This is a genomic window from Natronosalvus sp. KLKA75 (assembly GCF_059736265.1).
In genome coordinates, this window is the sequence record NZ_CM185522.1 from 2,272,625 (window position 1) to 2,286,404 (window position 13,780).

General features: G+C 61.2%; 15 protein-coding genes and 1 tRNA gene. 11 read left to right on the plus strand and 5 right to left on the minus strand.

The genetic code is table 11. The features are described from left to right. The first annotated feature begins 2 nt into the window (after window positions 1-2). The 5 genes from AC6I65_RS10985 to asd all read left to right on the plus strand — a co-directional run bounded on the left by AC6I65_RS10985 (window position 3) and on the right by asd (window position 5,255). On the plus strand, window positions 3-1,154 hold the full coding sequence (locus tag AC6I65_RS10985; protein ID WP_497901928.1) for a mechanosensitive ion channel family protein: 1,152 nt from the start codon (window positions 3-5) through the stop codon (window positions 1,152-1,154). Continuing rightward, the gene (locus AC6I65_RS10990; RefSeq protein ID WP_497901929.1) at window positions 1,154-1,732 is read left to right on the plus strand and encodes a HemK2/MTQ2 family protein methyltransferase; all 579 of its coding nucleotides are present in this window, start codon (window positions 1,154-1,156) and stop codon (window positions 1,730-1,732) included. The genes AC6I65_RS10985 and AC6I65_RS10990 overlap by 1 nt, the downstream gene beginning before the upstream one ends. A 186-nt stretch (window positions 1,733-1,918) precedes the next feature. Further along, window positions 1,919-2,920: a 5-methyltetrahydropteroyltriglutamate--homocysteine methyltransferase gene (locus tag AC6I65_RS10995; protein WP_497901930.1), complete on the plus strand. Its 1,002-nt coding sequence runs from the start codon at window positions 1,919-1,921 to the stop codon at window positions 2,918-2,920. After that, entirely contained in the window at window positions 2,917-3,996 is a 1,080-nt protein-coding gene (locus AC6I65_RS11000; RefSeq protein WP_497901931.1) for a methionine synthase, read from the plus strand. The genes AC6I65_RS10995 and AC6I65_RS11000 overlap by 4 nt, the downstream gene beginning before the upstream one ends. Before the next feature lie 224 nt (window positions 3,997-4,220). Next, window positions 4,221-5,255 (plus strand): aspartate-semialdehyde dehydrogenase, encoded by a 1,035-nt coding sequence (gene asd / locus AC6I65_RS11005; protein ID WP_497901932.1) that lies wholly within the window; start codon window positions 4,221-4,223, stop codon window positions 5,253-5,255. Between the two features lie 46 nt (window positions 5,256-5,301). Here the strand turns inward: asd and AC6I65_RS11010 are convergent, their stop codons facing one another. Together AC6I65_RS11010 and AC6I65_RS11015 are read right to left on the minus strand one after the other, a co-directional pair. Continuing rightward, window positions 5,302-5,730: a universal stress protein gene (locus AC6I65_RS11010; RefSeq protein WP_497901933.1), complete on the minus strand. Its 429-nt coding sequence runs from the start codon at window positions 5,728-5,730 to the stop codon at window positions 5,302-5,304. A 203-nt stretch (window positions 5,731-5,933) separates the two neighbouring features. Further along, window positions 5,934-6,683 (minus strand): fumarylacetoacetate hydrolase family protein, encoded by a 750-nt coding sequence (locus tag AC6I65_RS11015; RefSeq protein WP_497901934.1) that lies wholly within the window; start codon window positions 6,681-6,683, stop codon window positions 5,934-5,936. A gap of 197 nt (window positions 6,684-6,880) precedes the next feature. On the opposite strand from AC6I65_RS11015, the gene AC6I65_RS11020 reads away from it, so the two are divergent. Continuing rightward, a tRNA-Glu gene (locus AC6I65_RS11020) sits at window positions 6,881-6,955 on the plus strand. A 150-nt stretch (window positions 6,956-7,105) separates the two neighbouring features. Here AC6I65_RS11020 and AC6I65_RS11025 read toward each other — a convergent pair. Beyond that, entirely contained in the window at window positions 7,106-7,768 is a 663-nt protein-coding gene (locus AC6I65_RS11025) for a glycerophosphodiester phosphodiesterase (protein WP_497901935.1), read from the minus strand. A 650-nt stretch (window positions 7,769-8,418) separates the two neighbouring features. Between AC6I65_RS11025 and AC6I65_RS11030 the strand changes: the two genes are divergently transcribed. Beyond that, complete coding sequence (locus AC6I65_RS11030) at window positions 8,419-8,865, plus strand: response regulator (RefSeq protein WP_497903199.1); 447 nt, start codon at window positions 8,419-8,421, stop codon at window positions 8,863-8,865. Window positions 8,866-8,880: 15 nt separating this feature from the next. Here AC6I65_RS11030 and AC6I65_RS11035 read toward each other — a convergent pair whose 3' ends face one another. Next, window positions 8,881-10,602, minus strand: a complete 1,722-nt coding sequence (locus AC6I65_RS11035) for a carbamoyltransferase family protein (RefSeq protein WP_497901936.1) — start codon at window positions 10,600-10,602, stop codon at window positions 8,881-8,883. A 148-nt stretch (window positions 10,603-10,750) separates the two neighbouring features. On the opposite strand from AC6I65_RS11035, the gene AC6I65_RS11040 reads away from it, so the two are divergent. From AC6I65_RS11040 to AC6I65_RS11055, 4 genes are all read left to right on the plus strand, one after another. After that, window positions 10,751-11,077 (plus strand): helix-turn-helix domain-containing protein, encoded by a 327-nt coding sequence (locus AC6I65_RS11040; RefSeq protein ID WP_425499148.1) that lies wholly within the window; start codon window positions 10,751-10,753, stop codon window positions 11,075-11,077. Beyond that, entirely contained in the window at window positions 11,074-11,340 is a 267-nt protein-coding gene (locus AC6I65_RS11045; RefSeq protein WP_497901937.1) for a DUF7521 family protein, read from the plus strand. Before AC6I65_RS11040 ends, AC6I65_RS11045 begins: the two co-directional genes overlap by 4 nt. A 460-nt stretch (window positions 11,341-11,800) precedes the next feature. Further along, window positions 11,801-12,076: a HalOD1 output domain-containing protein gene (locus AC6I65_RS11050; protein ID WP_497901938.1), complete on the plus strand. Its 276-nt coding sequence runs from the start codon at window positions 11,801-11,803 to the stop codon at window positions 12,074-12,076. A gap of 141 nt (window positions 12,077-12,217) precedes the next feature. Next, window positions 12,218-12,550, plus strand: a complete 333-nt coding sequence (locus AC6I65_RS11055; protein WP_497901939.1) for a DUF7344 domain-containing protein — start codon at window positions 12,218-12,220, stop codon at window positions 12,548-12,550. Window positions 12,551-12,678: 128 nt separating this feature from the next. On the opposite strand, the gene AC6I65_RS11060 is transcribed toward AC6I65_RS11055, so the two are convergent. Next, complete coding sequence (locus AC6I65_RS11060; protein ID WP_497901940.1) at window positions 12,679-13,626, minus strand: HNH endonuclease; 948 nt, start codon at window positions 13,624-13,626, stop codon at window positions 12,679-12,681. Window positions 13,627-13,780 lie beyond the last annotated feature (154 nt).

The window sequence follows — 13,780 nt, forward strand, 5'->3', positions numbered from 1 at the left end:
CCGTGGTAGACGCGTTCACCGGGCTCGAGTGGCTCGAAAACACGTTCCACACCCAGATCCAGAAGGGAGTGGCGACGGCCGTCGTTACGGGGCTGTTCCTGCTCGTGTTGATTTTCCATCGACGACTCCAGTCCTGGATTTCCGACCGCTCGAGGGCGCTGTACGCCGATATCGTCGCGACGATTCTCCTCTTCGGGACGGGGGGATTGGCGCTATACGTGGCCGTCGGTGTCTGGGGGGCGACCGAGGAACTGTCGACGGTCCTCTCGCGGTTCGACCCGGACGGGACGTTCCTTCCTCGCATGACCGCCTCGTTCGTGATGGTCGTACTGACCTACATCGTCTGGCGATTCGTGAGGCGGCTGTTACACGACGTGGTGGCCTCCTCGACGACGGTTACGAAACACCAGGAGGAGGTGTCGAATCGCGTCATCCAGGTCTTCATCTGGTCCGTCACGCTCGTAATCGTCCTCAGTATCTGGATCGACGACCTCAGCGGGCTCCTCGTCGGGGCCGGGTTCCTGGGGATCGTCGTCGGTATGGCCGCCAGGCAGACTCTCGGTGCGTTGCTCGCCGGGTTCGTCCTGATGTTCTCCCGGTCGTTCGAGATTGGCCACTGGGTCGAGATCGACGGCCGGGAGGGGACGGTCACGAACATCTCGATCTTCAATACGCAAATTCAGTCGTTCGACGGGGAGTACATCGTCGTTCCCAACGACGTCGTCACGACGAGCATCGTGACGAACCGCTCGAAGAAGGGGCGTCTTCGCATCGAGGTCGAAGTCGGCGTCGACTACAGCGTCGACGTCGATCAGGCGGCGACCCTCGCTCGAGATGCCCTCGAGCCGATCGAGGAGGTGATGGACGTCCCAGAGCCAATGGTCGTCACGAAGCACTTCGGCGAGTCGTCGGTCGTCCTGGGCGTTCGCTTCTGGATCGATCGGCCGAGCGCGCGACGGCGCTGGACGGCCCGGACGAAGGCCATCAGCGCGATCAAGACCCAGTTCGAGGAAGCCGACGTCAAGATTCCGTACCCACAGCGGGAGTTGAGCGGACGCGAGGAGACCGACGGCTTTCGAATGCGAGTGAACGAACCGGTGAACGAAACGACAGCTCGAGGGACGGCCTCCAGTCGACCGTCGGAGGACGACTGATGGGAAAGGATCTCGCCGAGCGTCGCGGCCTCGAGACCGACGTCTACCAGCCGGCGGAGGATTCGCAACTGCTCGCGGACGCGGCCTGTGACCGACTCGAGGGCGAGGACCTGGTCCTCGAGGTCGGCACCGGTTCGGGATACGTCGCCGACCGGATCGCCACCGAGATAGGGGCTCGAGTCGTTGCCGCCGACGTCAATCCGCACGCGACAAGGAACGCGCGCGACCGTGGGCTCGAGGCGGTACAGGCGGACCTCGTCTCGCCGTTCCGAGCGGACACCTTCGACGCCGTCGCGTTCAACCCGCCGTACCTGCCCACGGACCCGGACCACGAGTGGGACGACTGGATGGAGCGCGCCCTCTCGGGTGGCGAGGACGGCCGGGCGGTGATCGACCCGTTCCTCGAGACGGTGTCCCGGGTACTGGCCCGCGGCGGCGTCGTCCTCCTGCTGGTCAGCAGTCTCACGGGGGTCGACGCGGTGGTCGAACGCGCGGGCGAGGAGGGGTTCAGTGCGGTCGCCGTCGCTGACGAGTCGTTCCCGTTCGAGACACTGACGGTACTCGAACTGGTTCGGTAATTGGGTCCGGAATGTATCTTCTGTGGCCATTCGCGTTTCGAGGTAACTGCATCGAGCGAGAGTTCCGCCGTTTCGACGCCGTCCTCGAATAGATCGAATGCCTTCTCAAGCCCACTTCAGATAACTCGTAGGCATACGAGTGTATGGAAAATATTAAGCACCGGCATAGCCTAGCCTCGTCTACGCATGACCGAGTACGTATCGACCACGCCGGGGCTGTTTCCGCTCCCGGACTGGGCGAAAGACGATTTATCCGACGCGAAAGGACACCAGAAACACGACCTCATCAGCGGCGACGAGGGTGAGACGGTCACGAACATCTACGACGAGGCACGCGCCGAGGTCGTCGAGACCCAGGTCGAGGCCGGACTGGACCTGATCTCGGAGGGCCAGCTTCGCTGGGACGACATGCTCGCTCACCCGCTAACCGTGCACGACGCCGTCGACACGGGGGGCATCGTCCGCTACTACGACAACAACAACTTCTATCGCGACCCCGTCGTCACCGACGACCTAACGTTCTCGGGCGACGTCGCAGGCGAACTCGAGGCCGCCGCCGCGTTGACGGATGAACCGCTCCAGGCCGTCCTCCCCGGCCCGTACTCGCTTTTCGACCTGGCTACCGACGACCACTACGGCGACGAGGAGACGTTCCTGTCGGCCGTCGCCGACTTCTTAGCCGGGGAAGTCGAGGCGTTCCCGGCCCACGAGACGCTCTTCCTGCTCGAGCCGTCGCTCGTCGAGAATCCACCCGGTGACGGCCTCGACGAACTCGCGAGCGAGGCGGTTGACACCGTCGCGAACGCGACCGACGCCAAGGTCATCGTCCAGCCGTTCTACGGCGCGCTCGAGGAGAAGATCTACGCCCACCTCCTCGACGCCGACTTCGACGCGCTCGGGTTCGACTTCGTGACCGAACAGGACCAGAACCTCTACAACATCCAGGAGTACGGCGCGACCGACGACGTTTCGCTGGGACTGGCCGACGGCCAGAACACCCTCCTCGAGGAGCCCGAAGCGATCCGCGAGCGGGTCGACTGGGTGTTCGACCAGATTCCAGTCACCGACTTCGAGACGACGTACCTGACGACGAACACCGAGACGTTCTACCTGCCGTACGCGAAGTTCGAGTCGAAACTCGAGGCGCTGGCCGAGGCCGCCGCGCTCGCGGAGGTGACCCACGCATGAGCCAGCACCAGAACGCGAACAAAGACCAGTTCCGACCCGAGGACCACGCGGCCGAGCACTTCCTGCTGACGACGGTCGTCGGCAGCTACCCCAAGCCCAAGTGGCTCAACCGGGCGAAAGAGCTGTACCGGGACCCGGAGCACGGCTTCGACGCCGACGACTACCAGGAGGCCAAAGACGACGCGGCGCGTCTCATCACGAACGAACACGAGCGCGCCGGCCTCGACGTGGTCGTCGACGGCGAAATGCGACGCAACGAGATGGTCGAGTACTTCGCCCACCGAATCGAGGGCTACGAGTTCAACGGCCCGGTCAAGGTCTGGGGCCACAACTACTTCGACAAGCCGTCGGTCGTCAGTGAGGTCGAGTACGACGAGACGTGGCTGGTCGACGAGTACGAGTTCACGGCGTCGGCGACCGACCGCCCGGTGAAGGTCCCCATCACGGGTCCGTACACCCTCGCGAACTGGTCGTTCAACGAAGCCTACGACGACGAAGAGTCGCTCTCGTACGACCTCGCGGACCTGGTCAACGAAGAGATCGAAAAGCTCGTCGAGGCTGGCGCTCGCTACATCCAGATCGACGAACCGGCCCTCGCGACCACGCCCGACGACCACGCCATCGTCGGCGAGTGTCTCGAGCGCATCGTCGCCGACATCCCCGAGGACGTGCGAATCGGCCTCCACGTCTGCTACGGGGACTACTCCAGGATCTACCCCGAAATACTGGAGTTCCCCGTCGACGAGTTCGACCTCGAACTCGCCAACGGCGACTACGACCAGCTCGAGGTGTTCAAAGACCCCGAGTTCACCAAGGACCTGGCCTTCGGCGTCGTCGACGTCCACGACGCCGAGGTCGAGTCGGTCGAGAACATCGAGCGCAACATCGAGAAGGGCCTCGAGATCGTCCCCCCGGAACAGTTGGTCGTCTCGCCCGACTGCGGCGTGAAACTCCTCCCCCGTGAGGTCGCTTACGGCAAGATGAAGAACATGGTCGAAGCCGCCCGCAACGTCGAACAACGGCTCGACGACGGCGACCTCGAGGTACAGTCGCGAGCGGCGCCGGCAGACGACTGAGCGACCCGGCTGTCTCGTTTTCGTGACTCGTTCTCGGCGAATTTCCCCGCCTCGAGCGACTGCCGTCCACGTCACGCGCCCCCGAACCACTGCAAACCGTGACACCCCTCGAGTCGCTGCAAACGGTGACATCACTGTAGCCACTGCAAGGTGACACCCCACGAACCACTGCAAACCGTGACACCATCCAAACCGTTTTGCGCGCCCGGTTCCCAGGGCCGACAATGACCGTACGAGCAGGCATCCTCGGCGCCACCGGCGCCGTCGGACAACGACTCATCCAGCTCCTCGAGCCCCACCCCGACTTCGAAATCGCGGCGCTCACCGCCAGCGACGCGAGCGCGGGCAAACCCTACCGCGAGGCCGCGAAGTGGCGCGTCGACACGCCAATTCCGGACGCCGTCGCCGACGCGACCGTCACCGAAACCGACCCTGACGCCGTTCCCGACGACGTCGACCTCCTCTTCTCCTCGCTCCCCTCGAGCGTCGGCGCCGCCGTCGAACCCGGTTTCTGCGAGGCGGGCTACGTCGTCTCCTCGAACTCCTCGAACGCCCGGATGGCTGACGACGTCCCGCTGATCATCCCGGAGGTCAACGCCGACCACCTCGACCTGCTTGAGGTCCAGCGCGACGAGCGCGGCTGGGACGGCGCGCTGGTCAAGAACCCGAACTGCTCGACGATCACCTTCGTCCCGACGCTCGCCGCCCTGGCCGAGTTCGACCTCGAGCGCGTCCACGTCGCCACCCTCCAGGCGGTGTCGGGGGCCGGCTACGACGGCGTCACCTCGATGGAGATTATCGACAACGCCATCCCCCACATCGGGAGCGAGGAGGAGAAACTCGAGACCGAATCGAAGAAGCTCCTGGGCACGTTCGACGGCGCGAAACTCGACCTCCACGGCGTCGACGTCAGCGCCTCGTGTAACCGCATTCCGACGCTGGACGGCCACCTCGAGAACATCTGGGTCGAAGCCGGCGACGACCTGACGCCCGAAGCCGCCGCCGAGGCACTCGAGGCGTACCCCTCGCTCGACCTCCCCTCCTCGCCGGACCCGCTGATTCACGTCTTCGAGGACCTCGAGCGACCTCAGCCTCGTCTCGACCGTACCCTGGGGGAGGGAATGGCAATCTCGGTGGGCGGGCTCCAGGAGTCGACCTTCGGCCTGCAGTACAATTGCCTCGCTCACAACACGATTCGCGGGGCGGCGGGTGCGAGCGTGCTGAACGGCGAACTGTTGCTCGAGAACGGGTATCTCTAGGTTTCGACGCCGACTGTGGACCGACAGCGGCCGACTGCGAGCCAACTCACTCCTCGACCGGCAACACCAGCACCGGGAGCGTCGCCTCTCTGATCAGCCGCCGACTCGTATCGCCGCTCAGCATCTCGACCAGCCGACTCCCCTTGCGCGGGACGAACGCGACCCCGTCGGCCCCGCGGTCGTCGGCGGCCTCGAAGATGGCGTCGACCACGTCCGTCCCGTACAGGACCTCTGTCTCGACACGGGCACCCGTCTCCTCGAGCGGGGCTCGCGCTCGCGAAAAGACGTCGTCGGCGAACTCCCGGCGAGCCTCGAGTGGCGCCTTGTCCGGCGCACCGCCTGCCTTCTCGACGACGTGGACGACCAGGACGGTATTTTCCGGGCCGATACGCGGCGCGAGCGCCCTCGCCGTTCGCTCGGCATCGTCGGGGTCGGCCACCGGAACGAGGATGGGGCCGTCGAACGTTATCGGCATTAGCACGCCTCCGTCGTCGCACGTGAATTCACGTCTCGACTCGGAGCGAACGGGCTCGAGTTCGGGGCCGTGTCTCGTCGCATACGTCTCAGTTCGTTCCCGGGGACGATAAATGTCGGTCGGACGGCGAACGATCCGGAATCGAACTCGGCGGCACCGACTCGGATGTGTACACTACAAAATTTATAGCATCGTGCGCAGCGTCAGCGAGGCGCGTCAGGGATCCGGACGTCATGTGCGAGCGTCCCGACACCCTCGACCTCGATTTCGACCGTATCGCCATCTTCGAGCGGTCCGACGCCCTCGGGGGTGCCGGTCGCGATCACGTCGCCGGCCTCGAGGGTGAGGTAGGTCGTGATCTCCGCGATGAGTTCTGGAATCGAGAAGATGAGTTGGGACCGCGAGCCGTCCTGTTTCAGCTCGCCGTTGACGCGCGAGCGGACGAACGCGTCCGCGGGCACCTCGTCGGGCGTCGCGAGCACGGGACCGATGGGCGCGGCGCCGTCGAACGCTTTCCCGCGGACCCAGTTTTTCTCCTGGCGCTGGTCGTCGCGGTTCGAGAGGTCGTTGACGCAGGTGAAGCCCTCGACGACGTCCATCGCGTCCTCTACTGGGACGTGGCGACACTGCTCGCCGATGACGACGCCGAGTTCGGCCTCGTAGTCGATTCGCTCCTTCCCGCCGGGAACGGTGACAGTATCGCCGTGGGCCGCCAGAGTGTTCGGCGGCTTGAGAAAGAGCAACGGGCGATCGGGAACGTCCGAGTCCATCTCTGCGGCGTGGTCGGCGTAATTGCGTCCGATGCAAACGACTTTCGAGGGCTCACACGGCGGGAGAACGTCGATTTCGTCGCTCTCGAGGTCGTAACTGTCTGATCCGAACTGGACGCGGTCGTTCTCGAGTCGGCCGCGTCGAATCGCTCCGGCCGGGTCGCGGAATCTGACGAACTTCATGCTGTACGTGCGTGCTCGCGCGCCTGGACGAAAAGCGTTGAGAAGGTGGCGAAGGCTCCCGGCGGAAGTGGGACTCGAGGCGCCAGCGGATGATTCGACACGATAGCGGAGGACTCGAGGCGTTCGTCACGGGCTATCACCCTCGCCGCGGAACGGAACGCTTTTTACTAGCCCCGGGAAACGATTGGATGCGACCCGCTCCGTTGGTGTAGTCCGGCCAATCATTTCGGCCTTTCGAGCCGATGACCTGGGTTCAAATCCCAGACGGAGCACTACTCGACCGAGTGTTGCGAGGGAGCCAAACGCACACGCTCTGGATTTGAATCGACGAGTCGCACCACTCGAGTGAAACTTGCGTCTACGAGGTTCGATGCCTTCGAAATCGAAATTCGGTCGGTAATCGTGACCTCTCGAGGACCGGGTTAGTTGTTGGTCGCGAAGGTGTCCATGTTTGGATAGTCCGCAATGAGGCCGTCGACGTTCAACTCGATTGGCTCCTGTGCCTCTCGCCAGCTATCGATCGTCCAGACGTTGACCTCGCGACCTTCCGCGTGTGCGGTTTCCACGAGGTCACGGTCGAGCACGCCGGTCGATGGATTGACTGCTTCAGCATCCAGCTCCCTAGCGATCGCCAGATTCTCGTCCTTGTTCCGCCCGAAAATCGGTGCCACGGCGACGCTCGGGTCGACGTTACGAACCGCTCTGAGCGCGTCCGGATCGAACGAGGACGCGTAGTAGTCGCCGGGATATCGCGACGCGATACGCAGTGTCCGCTCCGCGAACTCCTCCCAGGAGAGGGGCCCTCGATCTTTGAATTCGATGTTGATCGTGACGTCTGGTCTGGCCGCATCGAACGTTTCGGCCAGCGTCGGGATCGTCTCCCCGGAGTCGAGTACTTCCGCCTCCAGGACCGTGTCGGAGTGCGTTTCGCTGACGAGCCCTTCTTTGTCCGTGAGGTGATCGAGACGCGCGTCGTGGAAGACGACGATTTCCCCGTCGCTCGTCGCCTCTGTGTCGATTTCGATCCTATCAGCGCCGAGCCGCGACGAGCCTTCGACGGCCGCAAGCGTGTTCTGGGGGAACACGTCTCTGTACCCTCGGTGGGCCGTTATGTAGGGCCCGTCTCGTGATCCACGGTCCTTTTCTCGACCACCCTGCGCGCTTCCAGTACTGCCTAGCAATCCAAGGCCGAGTGCGCCTGCACTCGCTTTCAATACGGTTCGTCGCGACAGTCTTTCTTTCAGCATCTTTAATTGCATAATGCATATACCGACTCATTACAGTAGTATATAATCTATTACCTGTATATTTTGAGGAATACTGTTGAGTGACCCGTCAATGCATTCTCAAAATTCAGTGCCGACCGACATCCGACCTCCAGTTGGCCAGTGAGCAGCCGATCGATACCACCCACTGTTCATGAGACTACTTCGCCAGAAGCGTCTCCGCTCACGTATCAACGTTGAACCCGCCGATGACGTCGCCAATGATAGCTGTTGTGAGAACCGGGATTTCTCCCGACGGTTTCGACGCTAATTTTCTTCACGATCGATAGAGTCCGTGTTGAGGATACGCAGGTCGAAGAGGAATCGATCAGATCAATCCCCCTACGTTGCTCGAGTTCCTTCCATCGATGGTAGATGACCGCGGCGACGCGTCCCTGATCGTATTCCACCTGGCCGACTCCCCGATTCGGGCCGATATACTCATTTACCCCATCTACCGACTAGAAACGATGAAAGAAGGCGAACCCTCGGCCGACATTCTCCTCGTCGAGGACAATCCGGGTGATATTCGGCTCGTCACCGAGGCGTTCGCGACCGGCGACAGCGAGAGTACGCTCCACGTCACGAAAGACGGAATCGAGGCGCTCGAGTTCTGTCACCGGCGCGGTGCGTACGAGGACGCACCGCGCCCGGATCTCGTCGTACTCGACCTCAATATACCTCGGAAACACGGCGTGGAAGTACTCGAGGAACTCAAATCCGACCCCGACCTCATGACGATTCCGGTGATCGTACTCACCAGCTCGGAGAGCCGCGAGGACATGCGCCAATCGTACGAACGCCACGCGAACGCCTACGTCACCAAACCGGTCGATCCCACCGAGTTCATCGAGGCGATCCAGTCGCTCGAGACGTTCTGGCTCTCGGTCGTTCGATTGCCGACGTGGGTGCGGTAGTCGGCGACTCGCGTTCTACGCCGACTCTTTCTCCATGACGAGGTCCTCGAGGACGAGTACGTCCAGTCCCATTCCGTAGAAGTCCTTGATCGCGTGTGTCGGCGTTCTGACGATCGGTTCGGCGTGGTCGTTGAACGACGTATTGAGGACGACGGGAACGCCCGTGATGTCGGCGAACTCGGAGATGAGCCGGTGGTATCGTGGATGCTGGTCTTCCCGTACCGTTTGCGGTCGCGTCGAATCGTCGGCGGGGTGCAAGACCGCCTCGAGGTCCTCGATTGTCTCCGGGTTTGCGTCGAACGCGTCGATCATGAACGGGGCCGGTTCCCCATCGACCAGGTACTCCTCGGCGGCCGACTCGAGCATCGACGGCGCGAAGGGACGCCACTCCTCGCGGTGTTTGACGAACCGGTTGACTCGGTCGCGCGAGGCTGCCGTTCGCGGATCGGCGAGGATACTTCTGGCGCCGAGGGCTCGCGGCCCGAGTTCCATGCGACCCTGGAACCAGCCAACCAGGTCGCCATCGGCGATCCGTTCGGCGACGTAGCGCTCGAGGTCGTCGGGTTCGACGTAGGAGAGTTTGTTCGTCTCGAGAGTCGACCTGATCTCCTCGGTTTCGTACTCGGGGCCGAGATAGACGTGCGTCTGCCGGTCGACGTTGATTGGTCGCTGACGCGCCCAGCCAGCCCCCAGTGCGAGGCCGGCGTCGTGAGCGACTGGCTGGACGAACGTCTCTTCGACGACGGGCAACTCGCGAACGCGCTGGTTCAGCTTACAGTTGAGCGCGACGCCCCCGGCCATGGTGACCTTTCTCGTCCCGAGGCGGTCGACGGCCGCTTCGACGATGTCGACGACGGTCTCCTCGAGCAACTTCTGGGCCGTGTGAGCGAGGTCTTTCTCCCACTGGTCGAACTCGCCGGACGTCTCGCTTCGGGGGCGGTCGAACGCCTCCTCGAGCGCTTCCACGCCGTGACCGGTCCCCCAGCGTTTCGTCAGGCTGGTCACGTCGTAGTCGACGCCCGTTTCGATCAGCGTACGGAGGGTGTGTTCGATTTCGGTGTTGTCCTCGCCGTACGGTGCCAGTCCCATGACCTTCCCCTCGCCGTTGAACATGCGGTAGCCGAGGTACTCCGTGATGATGGCGTAAAACAGTCCGAGGCTATTGGGGTGTTCGTACGTCCGGGCCCGTCGGAGGCCGTCCTCGGTGGCGTGCCAGACGACCGTCGAGTCGTACTCGCCTTTCGCGTCGATCGTGAGAACGACCCCCTCGTCGAACCCCGAGGGATGGAACGCGCTCGCCGCGTGGCAGCGGTGGTGAGCGATCGTCTCGACCGGCGGCAACGGCGTACCGAAGGCCTCGAGGCGACGTTCGATCTGTCGAGTCGGCAAGAATCGGCTCCGAACCTGCGTGACGAGCGCCTCCTCGAGCGCAGACAGCGTCCGGCCGAATCCGGGTGCACGGATTGCGTCGGTCACGTAGTGAGCGGTGATCTTCCCGCGGAGCGTCGGATCGTAGGGCAAGACGATACGATCGAGTTCGGTAATATCCAGGTTGCGGTACTCGAGACACGCCTCGATGGCATTGGAGGGGAACGTTTCCGTCGCGTGTTTCTCTCGCGTGTAGCGTTCTTCCTCGACGCCGAATACGGGGACCCCGTTCTCGAAGAGGACCGCACTGGGATCGTGCTGGCCGTACAGTCCGATCGCGGGTTTAAATGCGAGTAGATAATCCGTCATGGTGGCGACTGGTTTCGATACTCGTACCGAATCGAGAGACACACAAAACACCCGTGGTCTTTTGCTGGACTGGAAAATCGCAGCTTATTTGCCGACGTTGGGTGACCGATTGGCCGTGAACCAGGAGGCAATGGGAGATTCATCGGATATGTTTCAAGTCCTGGCGGACGACTACGCCCGTCGAATCCTCGTCGCGGCTGACGACGGGCCAATGACCGCAAAAGCGCTCAGTGACGCCTGTGACGCCTCGCTCGCGACGGTGTACCGTCGGGTCTCTACGCTACAGGACCACGGACTTCTCGACGAGCGAACGTCGATCGATTCGGATGGAACGCACAGACGCGAGTTCGAAACCGTCCTCGAGGGACTCCACGTCGACCTCTCGGAAGGCGAGTTTACGCTCACCGTCGATACCTGCGATACGTTGGCGGACAATTTCACGGAACTCTGGGACGATATGCGAGTATCACGATGATCGGGCCATCGCTCGTCGCCGCTAAACTGATCACGTTCATCCTGGGACTGGCAGTCGCGTTGCTCGCGTACCACGGCTACCGTCGGAACCAGAGTCAGCCGATGCTCTACGTCTCGGCGGGATTCGTGTTCATTGCCGCCGGGGCGATCTGTGAGGGACTCATCTATCACACGTTCGGCTTCTCGATTCTTTCGGCCGGACTCATCCAGTCGGCGATCGTCTCGAGCGGACTGGTGCTCGTGCTCGTGTCGCTCGTGAAGTAACGGGCGCAGTACTCTGTGTGCTGTCAATACTGGTGCCGTCGAGCGACGGACGACTCGAGCCTCGATCCAGATGCGTTATTTTCTGCTTCTGGTGCATAGCTCCTCGCGGCTGCCACCAGCACCCAGCAGCGACTCGCCTATTCGTTGAGCGCCGCTGTGGGTTCTGGTCGCACGACGTTCTCGACGTCTCGCACGAGGACGTCGCACCCTGGGCGTTGCGTACGGGACGTCGAGACCGCTGCCAGGACAGCACTTCGCATGTGACGGAAACTGACACCGGGTTCGCGAGACGCCCGCCGAGCACTGGTGCGGAACCTACTCGTCGGGAGCGTAGCGAAGGCGCAAAGAAGAGACCAGCTGTAGCAATAGTATCGTTTAGAAGTTGTGTATTACCTGGCTGAGAGTGCCGTTTTCTGTCGTTTGACGGCAAATATTTCCCTCTGAAGTCGCAAGTAGATGCATGGGGGGTCACAATGCGGATGACGGTTCAGTACGGGAGGAGTACGACTGGTCGGTGACGAGGCCGAGCATCGCCGTAATCGACGCCGTTGCGCACGCTGAAGACGTCGAGATAACCGACGTTTCGTCCGCTCTCGATACGACGTTGTACGAACGAGTCGATCCGGACGCTCTCGATACACTCGTCTCCGCTTCTGATCACGTTTCGATCTCTTTTTCTGTCGCCGATTACGACGTCCAGATCGAGGGAGACGAGGTCGTCGTCAGCGACGAATAGTCCAGCTCTCGATTTTTGCCCGATCCACGTCTGGCGAATAGTTGATTCGACGCAGGTGGGTCGATCGGATGTAATTGTACGAGAATAACGTGAGAGGGTGGTGGTGGAGAGCGTTAAATGCTAACACGGCAAATATTGCATATGGTTACGTTGGACGAAATCTTTGAACTGTTGGAAGATCAACGACGGCGATATGCTTTGTATTGTCTCTACGAAAAAGACGGCCCAGTAGCCGTTTCTGAAGTGGTGGAACAAATAGAGACGTGGGAAGATGACCCGCCCGAGGCTGATGGGAGTCTTGATCGATTCGAAGAGATCGCTCTCGATCTGAAACACGTCCACCTGCCAAAATCTGCTGAAGTGGATTTCATCCAGTACGATCGGGAACAGGGGCTCATCCAGGTCCAGGGTTCACCCGAGGAATTCGATGCCCTGCTCACAATCGCAAAGATAGTGGAAGAACCGGAAGAATGAGGCGAAGTTTTGGCTCGAGTAGATACCAGCACTGCCCCTTACCACGTTGGAAATAGATTTCTCCTCCTGTTCTCAGTGTGTATCACAAACTCAAGTAAAATAATTCAAACTGGGGATCAACGCCGATTCTACGTGGCTGATTTGGCCTGTCGTCTAACCTTAGCTCGCAACTTAGTCCGTGAAATTCCTCCGCTATCGGCCTTCCGGTGGTGGTCAGGGCAGAGAACGATCAGATTTGAAGGGTCGTTTGGACCGCCTTCACTACGAGGCTTGATGTGATGGACCTCCGGGTGATCCGTCCGGTTATCACACCATTCGCAATGCTGGTTCGCACGATCAAAATACAGTTCATCTTTCAACGATTGTGGAGCGGGCGGTGTTCGCTTAACGTTATCCTCGTTGTCACCAGCGGTATCTGATTCGTCGTTCGAGTTTACTGTGGTGAGAAAAGTCCAAGCCTCGGCGGCCCCCTCTTGATTGTAAAGCGCGATCGCCCAGCCGAAGATTGCAAGACCTCCAAGGAGGAGCGCCGAGCTTATGTAGAACACTGGCGTTCCAAAGTCGAACGAAGACGAGAAAAGAAACAATCCACCAGCGAGCAACATTACTAACGCTATCCCACCAGGCGGAAGTTTACTATCCACACCAGACTGCCCCTCATTAGTCGAACCAGACGGATAACCCAGTCCAATTCCAGCATCAGATAGCCCGAGACTCGGGAGAACGGATGCCGAATCGGTTTCGACGATATCTTCAAAGACCGATCGGGCTTCTGCTGCTGAATCGGCCTCATACATCGGAACGCCAGCGGCGTTTCGATCGTCGAACATTCCCGGGTCGTACTTTGGCGTGGTAATAATTGCCTCTGTTCTCTCTTTGTAAGTGGCTTCATAGAGGCCGTTATCCTTTTTCTCCAGACGCCAATTCCCTTCGCGACGTACAACACCCATGCGAGCAAAGATATAACCCAGGAGAAATATAATTTTGGATGAAATTACCGCTGAGAGGATCAAGTAGGTCGAAGGGATTTGAACCACGGTCGCAGAAAAGCTGCTCTCTGGCTCAAATCCCTCCAAATCACATACCTGCCGCTCACGTGTTTGTTCGCGGCAGAGGGATGGGGTCGGAGGGCGTTGGGGAGAAGGTTTCGCCAAACCCAGACTACACAGCGGGCGATCATGCGTCCACCTCCTCGAAATCCGTCGGATCCATATGAACGCAGATATCGAT